13 protein-coding genes and 1 pseudogene are annotated in these 17,380 nt (G+C 47.5%); 13 read left to right on the top strand and 1 reads right to left on the bottom strand.

Annotated elements, in window-relative coordinates:
• Window positions 1-275: 275 nt before the first annotated feature.
• The 12 genes and pseudogenes from JK223_RS12315 to JK223_RS12375 all read left to right on the top strand — a co-directional run bounded on the left by JK223_RS12315 (window position 276) and on the right by JK223_RS12375 (window position 13,321).
• A complete protein-coding gene (locus JK223_RS12315; protein ID WP_212714476.1) occupies window positions 276-2,261 on the top strand; it encodes a ligand-gated channel protein in 1,986 nt (661 codons plus the stop codon).
• 723 nt (window positions 2,262-2,984) lie between these two features.
• Window positions 2,985-3,317, top strand: coding sequence for a hypothetical protein (locus tag JK223_RS12320; protein WP_212714477.1), 333 nt, complete (start codon window positions 2,985-2,987; stop codon window positions 3,315-3,317).
• On the top strand, window positions 3,314-4,072 hold the full coding sequence (locus JK223_RS12325) for a glycosyltransferase family 2 protein (RefSeq protein WP_212714478.1): 759 nt from the start codon (window positions 3,314-3,316) through the stop codon (window positions 4,070-4,072). The genes JK223_RS12320 and JK223_RS12325 overlap by 4 nt, the downstream gene beginning before the upstream one ends.
• A gap of 27 nt (window positions 4,073-4,099) precedes the next feature.
• Entirely contained in the window at window positions 4,100-5,878 is a 1,779-nt protein-coding gene (locus JK223_RS12330) for a hypothetical protein (protein WP_212714479.1), read from the top strand.
• On the top strand, window positions 5,850-6,350 hold the full coding sequence (locus JK223_RS12335) for a hypothetical protein (protein WP_212714480.1): 501 nt from the start codon (window positions 5,850-5,852) through the stop codon (window positions 6,348-6,350). The genes JK223_RS12330 and JK223_RS12335 overlap by 29 nt, the downstream gene beginning before the upstream one ends.
• The gene (locus JK223_RS12340; RefSeq protein ID WP_212714481.1) at window positions 6,350-7,366 is read left to right on the top strand and encodes a WavE lipopolysaccharide synthesis family protein; all 1,017 of its coding nucleotides are present in this window, start codon (window positions 6,350-6,352) and stop codon (window positions 7,364-7,366) included. Before JK223_RS12335 ends, JK223_RS12340 begins: the two co-directional genes overlap by 1 nt.
• Window positions 7,367-7,404: 38 nt before the next feature.
• Complete coding sequence (locus tag JK223_RS12345) at window positions 7,405-8,043, top strand: hypothetical protein (RefSeq protein WP_212714482.1); 639 nt, start codon at window positions 7,405-7,407, stop codon at window positions 8,041-8,043.
• A complete protein-coding gene (locus JK223_RS12350) occupies window positions 8,033-8,671 on the top strand; it encodes an HAD family phosphatase (protein ID WP_212714483.1) in 639 nt (212 codons plus the stop codon). Before JK223_RS12345 ends, JK223_RS12350 begins: the two co-directional genes overlap by 11 nt.
• The gene (locus JK223_RS12355; RefSeq protein ID WP_212714484.1) at window positions 8,668-9,732 is read left to right on the top strand and encodes a sugar phosphate nucleotidyltransferase; all 1,065 of its coding nucleotides are present in this window, start codon (window positions 8,668-8,670) and stop codon (window positions 9,730-9,732) included. The genes JK223_RS12350 and JK223_RS12355 overlap by 4 nt, the downstream gene beginning before the upstream one ends.
• Window positions 9,733-9,790: 58 nt before the next feature.
• Complete coding sequence (locus tag JK223_RS12360) at window positions 9,791-11,809, top strand: autotransporter domain-containing protein (RefSeq protein ID WP_212714485.1); 2,019 nt, start codon at window positions 9,791-9,793, stop codon at window positions 11,807-11,809.
• 136 nt (window positions 11,810-11,945) lie between these two features.
• Window positions 11,946-13,012 (top strand): annotated as a pseudogene (locus JK223_RS17180) (acyltransferase family protein).
• 36 nt (window positions 13,013-13,048) lie between these two features.
• Window positions 13,049-13,321 carry a hypothetical protein gene (locus tag JK223_RS12375; protein ID WP_212714488.1) on the top strand — a complete coding sequence of 91 codons (273 nt, stop codon included), beginning with the start codon at window positions 13,049-13,051 and terminating at the stop codon, window positions 13,319-13,321.
• Window positions 13,322-15,294: 1,973 nt separating this feature from the next.
• Here JK223_RS12375 and JK223_RS12380 read toward each other — a convergent pair.
• Complete coding sequence (locus JK223_RS12380) at window positions 15,295-15,903, bottom strand: hypothetical protein (RefSeq protein WP_212714489.1); 609 nt, start codon at window positions 15,901-15,903, stop codon at window positions 15,295-15,297.
• A 590-nt stretch (window positions 15,904-16,493) separates the two neighbouring features.
• Here JK223_RS12380 and idnO point away from each other — a divergent pair.
• Window positions 16,494-17,258, top strand: coding sequence for a gluconate 5-dehydrogenase (idnO, locus tag JK223_RS12385; RefSeq protein ID WP_212714490.1), 765 nt, complete (start codon window positions 16,494-16,496; stop codon window positions 17,256-17,258).
• The last annotated feature ends 122 nt before the right edge of the window (window positions 17,259-17,380 follow it).

Below are 17,380 nucleotides of genomic sequence, written 5' to 3' on the forward strand. Positions count from 1 at the left end.
CGCCGGTAATGTGCCCCCGGCGGGGCACTCAGTATGCCTGCTCTCCGGCGATATCCGGAACGGGGGGCCTTCTGATGGGGAGCTTACCGGAGGAGAGTAAGGGAAAGTTGTTGTCCTTTATAGTAATGATACTAATTCTCATTATTATTTACATTTCTTAATTTGTTCGTACAATAGGCAACATCTGCCGGTGTAATAAAATGTTACATGGAGCATTCTGTTTGCAGTCATCGGCGAGGGTGAAGCATTTTGATCAACAAATGGAATCGATGATAATGACAAAACTTCGCGTAAAACCGTTCGCAGTGATACTGACAACGGCATTTTTCCCCGGGATGGCAGAGGCTACCGATAAAGAGACACTGGTAGTCACTGCCACGGGTTTTGAACAGAAAATTCAGAATGCCCCGGCCTCCATCTCTGTGATCAGCAGAGAGCAAATCGAAGACAAAGCCTACCGTGATATTACCGATGCGCTAAAAGATGTGCCGGGGGTGGTCGTTACCGGCGGGGGCAGTAGCAGCGATATCAGCATCCGCGGAATGTCCTCACAGTACACCCTGTTTCTGGTCGACGGGAGGCGGGTGAGTACACGGGCAACCCGGCCTAACAGTGATAATGCCGGTATTGAACAAGGCTGGTTACCTCCGCTGGAATCGATAGAACGGATAGAGGTGATCCGTGGCCCTATGTCTTCGCTGTACGGTTCGGATGCGATGGGAGGGGTCATTAATGTGATCACCAAAAAAACGTATAACCGTGGGAAATGGCTGGGATCGCTGCATACGGAAGCAACTTTTCAGCAGCATCGCCGCTCCGGAGATCTTTATCAGACCGATGCTTATGTTTCCGGCCCGCTGATTGACGGGCTGCTGGGCATGAAACTCAGCGGGTTACTCTCCCGTCGCCAGGAAGACAGGAGAGTCAATGGCTATAACGAGCAACGGATGCGTAACGGTGCCGCCACGTTCACCCTGACACCCGATGACAGAAACAGTATCGATATGGATATTGCCAGAGAACTGCAGGACAGAAACAGTACGCCCGGAAAATCTCAGGCGGCAGAGAGCTGCCGGGGAACCGTCTGTACGCCGAACAGCCGTAGTGAAAACCGCTATGAGCACACCACTTATGCGCTGACACATCGTGGATATTATGATGCAGTGAATACCAGCAGCTATCTGCAACGGGAGGAAACGAATAACCCCGGCCGCTCGATGAAATCCTACAACACGACGCTGAATACACAAGGCCAATGGCTGCTGGATGAACACTCAATAACACTGGGTGGGCAGTATGGTTATGAAACGCTGCACGATGACGGAAACCAGTTAGAAGCTGCTGCGGGCCTGAATAAACTGACACGCTGGAGCTGGGCCGTTTTTGCAGAAGATGAGTGGGCAATGACCCAAAGTTTCTCGCTGACCGGCGGAATACGGATGGATAAAGACCAGAATTATGGAACACACTGGACCCCGCGGGGATATGGTGTCTGGCACCTGAGTGATCAATGGACAGTCAAAGGTGGTGTTTCTGCGGGCTATCGCTCGCCGGATCTGCGTCAGTCCTCTGCCAGCTGGGGGCAGATGACCGGGGGAGGCCGCTCAAACGGAATTATTGTCGGGAATCCTGATCTGAAACCCGAGAAGAGCCTGAGCGAAGAAATCGCGTTGCTATGGGATAACGGTAAGCAACTGAATGCCGGCTTAACCCTGTTTAACACCGACTTTAAACATAAGATCACCGAAGTTCGCCGGTGTAATAGCAGTGCCGACCCCGCCTGTACTATCGGTAATACGCATTACGATTTTGTCAGTGACCGGGTCAATGTTGATAAGGCAAACCTGCGTGGTGCAGAGGCGACGCTGGGATGGAAACCGGCAGACGACTGGAAACTGACCGGTAACTATACCTATACCGATTCCGAGCAGAAGAGCGGACAGTTTTCCGGTAAGCCACTGAATAAGATGCCAAAACATATGATCAATCTGACACTGAACTGGCAAACGACCCGGGATCTGTCGGTATGGGGCCGGATCAACTTCCGGAGCAGAACGTCAGAGTATCTGAGCCGCACCAGTATGGCGCAGGGTACCCCGTCCTACAGCTTCGTTGATGCCGGGGTAAACTACCCGGTCACTAAATCGTTATCTCTGCTTGCCGGTATCTATAACCTGCTGGATAAAACGGTCAGCTATGACGATTATTCATCGACATTAGACGGACGTCGTTATTACCTGGGAGCGAATTATAATTTCTGAACGTACAGGCCACACAATGTGTGGCCGGTGTTAACCGCTTCCCTCTCTGCACTTTCCCCGCCCGCAGTTACCCGAAAATTACCCCTCCGGTGAATTATGAAATTTTAATAAATAATTTTTATTAAGAATGATTCCATAAATAGTAACTTTTGTGTGAATTATTAACAGCAGCTGAAAGTTTCACTCTGGTGATATTGGTCCTGATGATTAATTTTTTTAAAGATTAAAAGCGGTGTTGAAATTGGAAATAAACACTTTGAAGGAATTGATAAACGATCTTTTTATTTTAAATTAAAAAAATAAATAGGATTAATGTTCGCATTTTTATAGTATTCTGATATTTTATAGCGACATGGTGATTTTGTGTGGTTGTTAAAGCTATTTTTCATGTTTTACATGGCATTAAAAAACAAGTACCATCTCCGCAGACAGCAGATAAAGATTAAAATGTATTTTTTCAGAACTGGCGACAGTAACCACCAGAAGACAGAACAGGTATGGGGGATTATTTCATCTTACACACCTGTGGCAGAATACCTGGCAGAGTCATTGAGCTATCTCCCGGCAGGAATGGTCGGCCCGGAAATATTTCCCTGTCGGTAATATAACAAAGCGTAAGTATGCTTTTTAGTTAATTTATCTAGGACTAATAAACTATTTCCATAAGTGATTTTTACTCTTTTTATATAAGTAATAATCACTATCAAACTGCGTAACTGAGCTATGGAAAAAAATAATATTGAGAATATGACCCGGGGCTGGTTTGTCGGTCCTTTTGAACCGTCAGTATTCCGTACCAGTAATATGGAAGTTGCCGTGAAATATTATCGGGCCGGTGATCATGAAGCCGCGCATTATCATAAGGTTGCGACAGAAATCACCGTGATTGTATCCGGTGCTGTCAGAATGTCAGGCCAGTATTATTATCGTGGCGATATTATTACTATCGAACCCGGGCAGATAACAGATTTTTATGCTGTTGAGGATAGCGTGACCACGGTGGTGAAAATTCCCGGAGCGAACAATGATAAATACATTGCAGAGGAAATAATATGATCAATATTATTATCCCGATGGCAGGTCGGGGCAGCCGCTTTTCGGTGGCCGGGTATAACGATCCTAAGCCATTGATCCGTATCGGTGACAAGAGAATGATTGAAGTCGTCGTTAATAATCTTCGTCCCTGCAGACCGCATCGTTTTATTTTTGTTTGTCAGGAAGAACATATCGCCGGGTATGGTCTGGTTCCGTTACTGGAAAATATCGCGCCGGGTTCAGTGGTCGTCCCGATACAGGGAATTACCGGAGGGGCCGCGTGTACCGTATTAGCCGCAAGTGCCTATATTGATAACGACCAGCCACTAATGATTGCTAACTCAGACCAATGGGTCGATACCTGCATTGATGACTATCTGAAAAAAATGGATGAACAGTCGCTGGATGGTCTGATCATGACAATGACGGCCAGTGATAACAAATGGTCTTATGTGCAGTGTGATGAGCAGGGATGGGTACAACGGGTTGTCGAAAAACAGGTGGTTTCTGACGAAGCGACTGTCGGAATTTATAACTATCGTCGTGGCCGCGATTTCTGTCATTTCGCCCAGCAGATGGTGCGTAATAATGATCTTAGCCAAGGAGAGTTTTATGTCGCGCCTGTCTACAACTATCTGCTGCAAAATAATAGCGGTTGCCGTATCGGTATCATGAATATTGGCACGGAGATGCATGGCATGTATGGGCTGGGTACTCCGCAAGACCTGCAAAATTTTTCCCGGTTACCGATAGCCAGACAGGCGATTACCTTCTGACATGAATGCCACAGGGTGACTATTCCCGTGAAAATTATTCATTATTTACATGAGCGTAAACTCAGGGCGCGCCCGCTGAATCGGCCCTATACCCGGGCCTCACTGGAGATTGATGATACAGACCAGCTGACGGTCATTAGTTTTTCAGACTGTCATGACCGGCCGGCAGATGAAACGCATATCGTTAATGGCTGTTCACGGTTTTTTATCGCGGATCTTCAGGATGTTGCCCTGGTGAACGTACAGAATGATTCGGCTTTTTATGCGCATATGCTGTGGGATATCACCCATCAGATGCCGGCAGGCGGCAAGCTGTATATCCGGGAGACTATCGCGTGCGAAACACTGCTGGAACGGAGTTACTACCGTGATGCCTTTGAAGAAATTACCGGGGCCGGGGCGGACGTTCGGGTATATCTGAAACGGAGACCTCTGGCGGCCTCGCGGGATAAAGGGCTGACCCAATGGAGCTTTTGTATTCCGGTGGGTCCGGAAGAACCGACATTTATTAATGCCTGTGTCGAACGTATCCTGCAGCTGGATATTGCAGAAAAAGAGATCATTCTGTGTGGTACACCGCATCCGGACTTCCGTTTTTTTAAGCAGGTAAGGATCGTAGGGCAGGATATACCTGCTCCGCCGGTACATATCACCCGTAAAAAGAATGTACTGGTGCAGGCAGCCAGGTATCCGAATCTCTGTATCCTGCATGATCGTGTCTTACTGGCACGAAATTTTTATCAGGCGGTTCAGCGCTTCGGGGATGACTACCCGATGACCGGGTTTCAGTCATTTTATTTTACTGATCAGTATAATCTGATCCCAAGAAAATACTCTGATTTCAATACAATAGAGCAGGATTTGACGAAAGAGCTGTCAATCACAGGGGTGACACAGAAAGACACGTCTCTCATCAGTAAGCTGTTTTATTGTTATCAGCATCCAGCCAGAAGCCAGTTCGGTCACGATTATCTGACCGGCAGTTTGTATCTCTGCAAAAAATCCGTCTGGCAGCATGCACCGCAGAATGAGCAGCTTTACTGGAACGATTATGAGGATATTGAACAGGGCATACGCTGCAGTTACGAAGGTATCCCGACCATTATTAATCCCTGGTCGATCACGCAGAGTATGAATGCCCGCTCAGTGATCCACTATTACGGGTATGTTGCCGTAAAAGATTATCGGGGGAGCAAAAAAATGAGTCGTTGCTGCCTGGAAATGTTGCCTTTTATTCCGAAAAAACCGTTGTTCCGGCTGTCGGACGAACAGGCGAGAAACTTTATTTATCATTTTGCGAATAAATACGGTGCTTCAAAGGAAACATTACTTTGTATCTCTTCCTCCGCGATGAGCGGGCTGGGTCGTTTTTTACTGATAAAAAGAGTGATTAAAGAGATTAAAGTCAGGCTTGACGAAACCAGTGAGTTTCTGCGTGATTTCAGTCGCTGGATATTATGTGAGGATATGGCCCCGAATGAACTGGTGAGGGTTACCCGGGTCATGAACTCCTCAGCCAGCCCGGCGACGAAAAAGAGTATGCTGGTGGGGTGTTTTATTCTGAATAACCAGTTATCCCATTCCTGGTTTTTTTCGCCATTTTACAAAAAGAATGATGACTGGTTTATCAGAAAGCGTCGGATAATTAGCATAAATAATTTTATATCAGCATGTTACCTGAAATATTTTTATCGCGGAGCCTATTTCCCGATGTCGCTGCGGGAAGTGGCCAGGTTACTGAACGACAGCACGCCGTACCAGAGTGAACGGGGAAGCAATGGAACTGAATGTCGAAGGGATCACTGAAGAGGAATATGGCCTGTGGCTCAACGGCTTTCCGCAATCTGTTATACCGGTCATGGATGAAAGTGAATGCCAGGTGATTCAGATGGGGTTCGATCTGGAACGGGTAAAAAATTTCGCTATCAGCCCCGGTAAGCTCAGATATACCCTTTTTGTTAAAGTCAGTAATGACAAAGAATATGATATTTACCGGGAACATCTGATTACGCTGGTGAAAATACTGATTATGGATACCTCTGCACAGTGTCAGTGTGTCACCGTCTTTATCGTCTCGGCCCGCTATGAAGATTATAAAAATGAGCTTTGCTCATTTTTTACGACGAGTACCAGTTATTTACGTATTAATCACTTTGGCGAAAGAAAAGTACTGTTAACTAATTTTTCTATGGCATTTTTGGGTGTGAGTGTGACAGAGTTTTTTATTAAGTCGGGGAAGTGGTTAACCAGAAAGGTAAAAACGCTCAGGAACAATTAATGAGACCGTTAAGTATTATTTTTCAGGGCGCAGTCATTCATAAAAACAGACTCTGTTGTGATGTTATCGAAAACATAGCAATTACACGCCATCACTTTCCGGAAGATGAAATTATCCTGTCGACCTGGAAGATGTCTGTACCGTTACGCCAGCGATTGCAGGAGTCATTGAAACCACTGCAGATAGTCATTATTGAAAATGAAGATCCGGGTCCGCTGGTGTACCGGGAAGGGGAAGCGCGCTGGGTAACCAACATTAACCGGATGATTATTTCTTCCCGCGAGGGGATCGGGCGGGCTACCCATACCGAGGTGATTAAGTTACGTACAGACTCAAGGCTTTATAATCGTAATCTCACGTATTTTTTACGACACCGGAATGAGGAAGAGCAGTTATACCCGCGGGATCAGGCTTACAGTCTTTTTCGTCAGCGAGTCATTAATGGCAATCTTTTTGCCCGTAATGCGAGGGGATATATGCCTTATCTCTTCCATCCGGGCGATATCCTGCTGGCGGGAAATAAACAGGATTTATTCGCTCTGTTTGATATCCCTCTGGCAGATGAATCAATCTTTGAAGTGTGTTTCTGTTTTTCTGTTTTTAGTCTGATGCGTTATGTGCCTGAACAATATCTCTGGGTGAAGTATATAGAGAAGATGACCGGGGTGAGCGAGTTTCCGGGGAACCGGTTTTCTTCAGAAAAACTGAAAGTGACTTCGGAAAAGTTTTATATCAATAATTTCGTCCCTTACTCCAGCGAGGTTCTGGGTTTTTTATGGAATAAATACAGTGAGGTTTATAAAAACAAAGGATTATCGAGTGTTTATACAACGTCTGACTGGGTGATGTTACATCATCAACAGTCGATGGCAGTGAGTGCTGGTTTAAGGTTGAGTCAAAAGGCAGGCTCAGCGTGGATATTTATCCTGCGTACTATTTTATGGGTTAAGTTCTCCCCGCTGCATATTTCATTTATCCGCCGGCTGGCCATAAAAATGTTCAGCCGGCGGACCTGAATGCCTGCTCATCAAAGGGAAGGGATGAGGGAGGAAAGATGCATATTTTATCACACAGGGGATGGTGGCGTACCGCAGCAGAGAGAAACAGCCTGCAGGCATTTCGCCGATCATTCGCCGCAGGATACGGCACCGAAACGGATATCCGGGATTATTGCGGAGAGCTGGTAATTTCTCATGATATTCCACACCAGGGATGTCTTTTACTGAGAGATTTTTTTGAGTTATTTGTCAGTTACGATCCGTTACTCCCCCTGGCCTTAAATATAAAAAGTGATGGCCTTGCCGGGACATTGAAGACGCTATTGCTGGAATACAGGATTAGCAATTATTTCTGTTTTGATATGTCGGTCCCGGACATGCTGAATTATATCGCCGCCGGGGTCAATGTGTTTGCAAGGATCAGTGAATTTGAGTGTGAAAATCCCTTACTGAGTCAGATACAGGGGATTTGGCTGGATAATTTTTCTGATGGCCAGTGTGACGGAGAAAGAATACAGCGGCTGATGGCCACAGGACTAGCGGTCTGTTGCGTATCACCGGAGCTGCATCAGCAGAATCCTGAAGGTTACTGGCAGCAACTCCGCAGGGTCAAGGGAGGGGGGCTGGTCACCGACGCTCTGATGTTATGTACCGATGTGCCGGATCAGGCACGGGAGGTTCTCTATGCACAGTAAAATCAACGCCGTCATTTTTGACATGGACGGTGTGCTGATTGATGCCAGAGACTGGCATTACGAGGCGTTGAATCAGGCGCTGTCCCTGTTCGGGATGGCGATCGCCCGGCATGATCACTTGTCAAAATTTGACGGTCTTCCGACACGCGACAAACTGGCTATCCTGAGTGCTGAAAATGGATTCCCGACAGCATTACACGGTTTTATTAATCAGCTAAAACAGAAATATACCCTGGATATCGTTTTCCGCCACTGCCGGCCCGTATTCCAGCATGAATTCGCGTTATCCCGTTTGCGTAACGAGGGCTATCGCCTGGCGGTGGCATCCAATTCTATCCGGGACAGTATCGAAATCATGCTGAGCAGGGCCAACCTGCTGGATAAACTGGAGTTTTTTCTTTCTAACCAGGATGTCCTTCATGGAAAGCCGTCTCCGGAAATCTACCAGAAAGCTATCGCCAGGCTTGAATTAACCCCCGCGCAGTGTCTGGTAATAGAAGACAATGAAAACGGTTTGCGGGCAGCCAGAGAGAGTGGTGCCTGGGTCATGAAGGTGGAGAGCGTTAATGACGTGAATTACACCAATATCAGGCAGTTTATCGATAGGGTTGAGGGGCAAAAAGAATGATCACCGTCATTACCTCCCTGGGAGGACAATCACTGTATGAGATGAGTTCTGAGTTTTCTTATCCGAAGATCCTGAATGAGATAAATAATAAAACCTTATTTGAATACTCTCAGGAAATCATCAGCCACCTGCCTGCCGATGTCAGACGCATTTTTCTGCTGCCAAAAGACAAAGATGACGAGTATCAGCTCTCACCCATGATCTCGGTTGCCAGTCACGGGAGGGGGGAAATACTGCATATACAGGGGGATACCGGAGGTGCAGTCTGCAGTTGCTTACTGGCCATCGATAAGATCGACCCGGAAGATGAAGTGATCGTTATCTCTGCCGATCAATATATCCGCGCCGATCTGACGGAAATTATCGATCACTTCAGATCGCAGTCGGCGGATGCCGGTGTACTGACATTTACCTCGTTACACCCGAAATGGGCATTTATCAGAAAGCAGGCGGATGGGCGGATCACGGAAGTGGCAGAAAAGAGAACCATCAGCCGTGAGGCCATCGCCGGATTTTATTACTTCAGGAAAGGGCATTTTTTTATGCAGGCGGCTCAACGCTGCATTCTGAAAGGGGCGACGGTCAACGGACAATATTATTTATCCGGTTGTCTGAATGAGATGATTTTAGAGAATAAAAAAATTATTGGCTGGCCTCTGGAGGAAGGAAGTTATCATAATTTTTATGATAACCATGCTATCAAAGCCTTTGCTTCATCATTCCGGGAGAATAAGCCTCTGTTACCCGCGGGATTCTGCTATTCGGATATATTCGGGATGAAAACTATCCGTCATCCGGAGGCGGTTTTTGATGCCGGAGTGACGTTACAGGATAATGGACGCAGTTACTCCGGGAGTATGGCTGTCTCTGACTATCTTATCCATTTAATAGGAAGTGCGGAAAAAATATCAATCGAATTACAGTCCCCCGTGAGTGAAGGGAATAAAGTGATTATGCTTTATTCTTTATATCATGGCGATGTTTGTTCGCAATTCCTGGATGTTATTGCGCTTTCTCATTACGGTAAAATACAGTCTGTTCAGCACTCATTACTTAATTAATTACGGGTTAAATATTGCTGTTAATTCAGGATGATTTTTATTTAAATAAGGATGTTTAATGAAACGTGTACTCCATGCAGTCATTGTCTCTGTCTGTTTATCCGGCGCACTGCCCGCTGAGGCTTTTGACAAAATTTATACCTTTGGTGACAGTATCAGCGACGGCGGATTCGCCGGCAACGATACCCGTTTTATCTCCGGCTACACCAGTAAACTCTATTCAGAGATTATTTCCGGGGCTTATACCGGGCTGGAACTGCTTCCTTATACTCAGGGAGGTACAAACTACGCGCAGGCGGGTTCCACGGCCGGGTTTACCCTGTTACCGCTGTATAAAACCGCCTGGCAAATTGAAGATTATCTCGCAAGCCACCAACAGCAGGCAGATAAGAACGGATTATATTTTTTATGGATTGGCGGAAATGATATTTCGTTCAATGTGGAGAGTACGGTACTGAAGTTTAATTTTGGTGCACTGCTTGACCAGGGTAAGCATTATTTATTATCCGATGCGCCGGCAAATGTCGTAAGCCAGGCAAAAACATTGCTTGATGCCGGGGCCGGGATGCTGGTGGTTCCTAATCTTCCGAATGCAGGGATGAGTCCCTGGACCGGGACGGCTCTGTTCGGGTTTGCTCAGGCGTTTCTGGGCGGTAACCTGTTTGATTTGTTCGAACTGTATGCCATCCAGGATACTTATCTGCGCTCTCTGGGATCGATTCAGGGGGAAGAGGCGCGTCAGTCCGCGGTTATCGATTCGCTGGCGGATGTGCTGGCCAGCAAAGGGATCACTGTGCCCCGTGAAATTACGGCCAGTGTTTTTCGCTGGTTCCTCAATACAGAAAATATGCTTACCGAACAGTTTAATTATGATGTGGAGCAGGGGTTATCGCAGCTAAACGGTAATATTGTTTACGCGGATATTAATCGTTTATTTAATGAGATTATCGAGTCTCCGAAAACCTATGGCTTCGATAATATCCTGGTGCCGATCTGTCCTATCGGTATCGGGGCACCGAGATGTAATGAGGATACGGTTAATTTTCATAACGACCAGGTGTACCTTTTTTCTGACTGGTTTCACCCAAGTCCGGTGGCCCATGAAGTTCTGGCTCAGTACATGATGTCAATTGTTGATGCACCTCTGCTGGTCAGCAGCCTGCAACAGGGAATACTGAATGTTCAGTCAGACAGGCGCCTGTATATGGATGGGCAGTTGCAGACACTCCGGGCATCGGAAACCGGAGAGAAAGCCACGGTATTCGGTGGATACAGCGGCAAATACGCGAAAGTTCGCGACAATATCTCCTCGTTTAACGGCCATGGACTCGCCAGTAATGCATTGCTGGGGTTCGCCATACAGCCGGTAAAAGGTTTACTGGTGGGGGGAACCTACAGCACCGGCTATAACCGTTATCAGTCAGCATCCCTGTTCAAATATAACTATGGCAGCACCATTATGGGGGCCTTCAGCCAGCTGAAACTGGCTAACGGACTCTGGGGGAACGTGGATCTGAGTAGCGGCAGCGTCAATTTCCACAACATTACGCGGCAGATCCGGCTGGGCAGTGCGCTGAGAAATGAAAAAGGCAATAGCCGCGGACGGTTCAGCGGTGTTGCTGTGAATACCGGCTATGATTTCCGGCTTACCCGTTATCTGACGACGGGGCCGGTACTGGGGTATAGCTATGATCGTGCACGCATCGATGGCTACCATGAACAAGCGGACAGCAGTACTTCAATGCGGTTTGGCGGGCAGCATGTTAATCGTCGTCAGTATACTGCCGGATGGCGTGTCGAGGCGAAGGGACTGCGGGTTAACCCTTACCTTGAACTGGCCTATCGGCATGAAAATATTTCGGCAACCCCCGGTATCACTGCTGCTCTGAAGAGTACCGGGACATCGTTTTACCGTGCAGATGCCGGAAAAACGACCACCAAATGGCTGGAGACCCGGCTTGGGATGAATTCCGCCCTGACTAAAAATCTTGGGGTACAGGCGGTCGTCAACCTCAGTAGCGGAAACGGCGGAAACACCAGTATCAACTATGCCACGGGTCTGAATTATTCATTCTGAGTCCTTACCGGGGCAGGCGGAGCGGCAACACCACGACAGTCCGCCCCGGTCACTCGTTTGAAATTATCAGCACCCCGGGTCTGATCACAGACAGAGGTCAGTCATGTCCTGCGAAAGTAACAATACACAGATAGAAATGATCCAGATATACCGTGCGGTAGCCGCGCTGGCAGTGATTATTTATCACTACAGCTGGTTTGCTTTCCCGCTGGGGCAGACATTTTTACGCAGAGGGTATCTGGGGGTGGATATCTTCTTTATGGTCAGCGGATTTCTGGCGTGGACAACGACACGCTATTTACCCTCCGGATGGCGCAGCAGTGCGACATATCTGCTGCGGCGAGGCTTCAGGATTATTCCGGCCTATGCGCTTATTACCTTAGGCTATGTCGTCTTTTTTTATTATTATTCCCCGCGGCCGGGGCTGGGATTACATACGCTAAAGTCATTGCTGTTTATTCCGTTAAATGGCGGGGGTTCACCGTCTTATGGCCTTCCGTTACTTGATAATGGCTGGACGCTGAATTACGAGTTTTTTTTTATCTTCTGGTAGCGCTGACGCTGTTTTTATCCCGCTACCGGTATTGCACCCTGATGATGATTTTAATCGCTTGTATGACGCTGCTGCCACGGGAAGTCATACTGTCAAAGCAGAACAACGATCCCCGCTTTTACTGGCAGTATCTCTGCATGATCAGCGATACGATCAATATGGACTTTCTTGCAGGGATCCTGGCCGCGATGCTCTATCAGAAAATGTCTGCACGGGCAGGCATGCCGCAGTGGTTAATGATGCTGGCGTCTGTGATTTATTTTTTGGGTGCCGTCGGCTGGTTATATAAACCGTTCGGAGAACTCGGGAATAATCATACCAGTATAATGATGTTACCTTGCCTGCTGGTTTTTTTAGCCGGACTTAAACTGAGTAAGGTGAAGAAAATAAGTTATCCCGGCTGGTTACTTTTTACAGGAAAAATATCTTACTCTCTCTATCTTCTGCATATGGTCGTTATTTTTTCGATGATTGAATTATTGAAATCGTTATACGGCGATGATTTTTTTGATTCATTTCCCCATCGGTTTAATTTGGTATTGATAAGCATCGGGATCACATTTTTGTTATCCGCTGTGTACTACGCACTGATTGAAGTCAGGCTTTCCCGCTGGCTGAAAATTAAAATCTTCCATTTTCTGAAGTTATAACATGTAAAGCTAACTTATTATCCCCACGGAGTTTTTATGAATAGTGAAAGGAAATCACGCAGCAATAAAAAGACCGAAATCCTCAAGGCACTGGAAGCATTATGCCTGGAAAACGGCCCGCCTGCCGGTGGCAGCGGTGCGTTGCCGGAGCTTCAGCGCTGGCCGAAAACACGGCAAATTTCAGACCGCTGTGACACCAGTATTTATGTGACGCGCGCCATCCTGTTACAGCTGGTGGAAGAGGGTAAGGTGCTGAAATCACCAGAGCTCTATTTTAACTCTCTGCGCTGGTATATCCGTAAGCGGTGACGCTGAACGGTATCCGTGAAAGCGGCAGTCCTGCAGAAGCGGGACTGCCGGAAAGCCCCGGCTGCGGCTCAGTAAGGAAGCCGGTTATCCCCTGATGAACAGATGACGTTTGACGTTGATTAAGAATTCACGGTACGACATGCCGCTGGCAGAAATAACCATCCGCCGGGCTATCAGCAGACCAGCGGCCACACCGAAAAAAAGCCAGTAGCCCGTCGGTGAAAGCCGGATTTCTGTGGGTTACAAGGGGGTGCAGCGTTGTGAGGGACACAGGCATCAGGATACAAGCCGCCGTCACCAGGCCGGAGGAATAATACTCTGGTTGATCATCCGGAGAGCCCGCAGATGGGCGATGATTTCCGATCAGCCCAACCGCATCGGGGCAATGGCCAGCAATCAACACCAGGAAAGAAGAACGGGATAAAGACGATAAAAATGACATAACAGGCGGTGATTATCTGCCCGAAATGCAGGTCGTCTCCTTTTAAATTCAGCTTACTGGCAAACATTTCGGTGACCCCCCCGGGGAAGCGGCCTTCTTCTTTGCTCGCAGTGCCGATGACTACACTCATTTTACCTCGTGAACCTGTAATGCTGTTATTTGCCAGGATCCCGACGTGATAGAGGCTCGCCTCCGATACCTGTCTCCCCTGACAGCAATAATGCCGGCGCCTGCTCCAGTATGCCGAGCTTACCAGTTTTTGCTGTAGCCCTCAGGATCATTTACCCCTGATCCGGCCGGTGACGCGGGTAAGGCCGTTAAGGCCGGTCATTGTGGCAGAGGCTCACCACGACGTTGCCGTAGCGGCGCCGTGCAGGTCAGTCTGTAAATCCGGGGTCTGCTGCATACTTAAACCTCCATATAAACCGAAGCATTGAGACAGGTAACGATACTATCCCCGCTTGCTTTGCTTTCACTGGCACACCGGCACTCCTCTTAGGGTGAAAAACGCAATCTACCTGCCTTCAGCGATCGACCGGCGGAAGAAGAACTGAGTATTTTTCAGCAGAGTTCTATCTCAACACTGAATGAAGGTCATGGCCGGCAGGGGCGGGTACTGGCCAGTAAATTACTGACTTTGTCGGTTCATCTTACAGATTTTGTGACTCATAAAGGGATAGGTAACATTCAGACAATAAAACGGATCGTCAGCGACGCTGCCGGTATTCCGTAAAATGATCCCTCGTTGCTGCCCTTGTATGCTCAGCGTCGAAGCACCTTGCATGATGCTGAGATGCGCTGGTAACAGGATTCAATTCCCGGGCCGGAGGTTACCGCAATGCCGCCAGCAGCACTGGCTGAATCCTTCAGACGTCTTACGCAGGCGGGGTTGAAGGCGACGAGAGATCATCCTTATGGTCAGTGAAGCCAGCGGCGGGTAGTGCGGGAGCAGCCAGCAGCACTGGCTGAACCCTTCAGATGTTTTACGCAGGCGGGGTTGAAGGCGACGAGAGATCATTCTTATGGTCAGTGAAGCCAGCGGCGGGTAGTGCGGGCCAGAAAGCCGAATACCGCGTTGGGGCCGTCCGATCACTCTCGCGGCTGACTGCGGCAAAGACAGCACCACCGGTTCTGAATGACAGCTTTCGCTAACCTCTTTGGCATTCTCTGCCCTGTCCTGACTACGTTAGTTCGTCTTCCTCAGATAATCCGCGATAAACGGCATAGCGGGATCAGGGCATACAGGGTGGTAAGAAAAGCGGTAAGGCAGGGCATTAATACAGAACCGTATGCTCTCTGAGCGTGTGGCTCATCGTTTTCGCGGAATCTGTACCACCTGCAGCCGCAACACTAATTATTTTTCCTGCCAGCAGGGCCGGGTTTTACTGATAACCGACCCCGTCTGGTTCTTAGTAACTATCTGTCGACCATGATTTCCGGTTTATGCCCGATCTGCGTCTGCTGACCTCAGACGTCTTTCCGGGAATAAGGCCTGAGACGGAGGAGTTTCCAGGCACTCTGCTGTGAGCCATCAGGGATTGACCAGGCGACCGATAGCGCGGAAAAAACTTTTCTTACTGTGCCCTTTTTTTATTGCCCCTTCCCGATAAAAATACACTTTCCGCAGATTACACTGCAGGAGTTCGGCGATTTCTTTAGTATTCAGGTTATAAAGATAACCGCGTAACAGCGATACCTGTTCTTTTGTCAGGTCCAGGCGGCTATGGAATATAACACTATAATTTCTTTTGCATTTTCCTTGTGTGTCCCGGCAAAGAATACGAATGAAAAAGCTGAAGTCGTCCAGGGGAAGCCGTTTGTCCAGTTCAAAGTCGGCATTTTTAATATACATAAACTGGTGTAACACCGAGAGCAGACAAACCTTACAATGCGGGTTTGTCGACTTTATCTTTAAAATATCATTTTCGGGATCGATCACTATCGGACAGGTAGTCAGGATATCATAAAAAATGAAATCAAATTCACGTACTGAACGATGATTTAGTAGTTCTTCTACCGAAGAAAATGTGTAGACAATAATATTGTCAGAGATGTGCCTGCATATAGAAGATATTGCCATGCAGGTATAGTTACAGGTATCGATAATGGCAATGGAACGAATGACTTCCTTGTTATTCATATAACACCACATTTATATTATTTGGTTGATTTACAAGGTGATTTTTTTCTGCCTGATTTTTCCGAAGTCAGTGCAAAGCGTAATAAGCGTGCCGGAGTATTATGTGTTGGCTGATTTTTATCCGTCGCCTGAAGATTTTAAACACTGATATGATTAAAATATCGCCGGATTATGTCAGCTATTTGTCCTCTGTTCTATAGAGTTAGCCCAAATTATTTAAAAATAAGAATATTTCAGTTAGTCCTATTCGGCGGGTAGCGATATTTAATAGTGTCAGTCTGCCGATAAAAGGCGAAGAATAAATTATTTGGGGTACCCGCATCCGGTCATGGCCTTTATAACAGGGCGTTTCTGGCAACATAATTACCAGCCACAGTATAAGTCAGAGGTCTGTCTTTTTCTTTACCGCGATATTTTACTCTGCATCTCAGCGCGTAACAGAGATCGGTATCTAAGAACATTTGAGATAAAATCTCTGACAAGGATCACATATATTCCCAAAGCTTAGGGGTAACAGTCAGAAAGACGTTTATTCCCCGGACTGTTGCGCGTACAGTTACGCGTAACAGTTGGTCATACGGGGTCGGAAAATGAGTAACTTATTTAATCTGAGCGGCAAGCGAGCCTTAATCACCGGATCTACCCAGGGGCTGGGATTACTGATGGCTTACGGACTGGGTGAGCATGGTGCCGAAGTCATTATCAACGGGCGCAGCCGGGAGCGTTGCGAACAAGCTGTGGTGCAATTACAGCAGGCAGGAATAACGGCATATGCCTGCGCGTTTGATGTCACCGATCCGCAAGCCGTTACGAAAGCGATTGAACAGATCGAAACGGATATCGGTTCGCTGGATATTCTGATTAACAATGCCGGTATTCAGTTCCGTAAACCTTTCACCGATTTCCCGGTGGAGCAATGGGATAACATTATGAATGTTAACCAGAAATCGGTGTTTCTGGTATCTCAGCAGGTTGCCAGGAAGATGATTGAGCGTAAGCGCGGAAAAATCATTAATATCTGTTCTATGCAAAGCGAATTAGGTCGCGACAATATTACCCCTTATGCTGCATCCAAAGGGGCCGTAAAAATGCTGACCAAAGGCATGTGTGTGGAACTTGCGCGGTATAATATTCAGGTTAACGGTATTGCACCGGGTTATTTTGATTCAGAAATGACATCGGCTCTGGTCAATGACAAACAATTTACCGACTGGCTGTGTCACCGGACACCCGCCGCCCGCTGGGGTAAACCTGAAGAGCTGAAAGGGGCTGCTGTATTCCTGTCAGCGCCGGCATCTGATTTTGTGAATGGCCATATTCTGTTTGTTGATGGCGGCATGTTAGCGTCAGTTTAATCCGCACGGGCGGGGAATGATATCACCGCCCGTCACCGGTATCCCGTATCTGCCTTTATCACTTACCGGGGACGTTGCTACGCGCAGCGTCTCCGCCTGATGCTGATCGGTGGTCAGCGTCA

The organism is Tatumella sp. JGM118, assembly GCF_018257515.1.
GTDB classification, from domain to species: Bacteria; Pseudomonadota; Gammaproteobacteria; order Enterobacterales; family Enterobacteriaceae; genus Tatumella; species Tatumella terrea.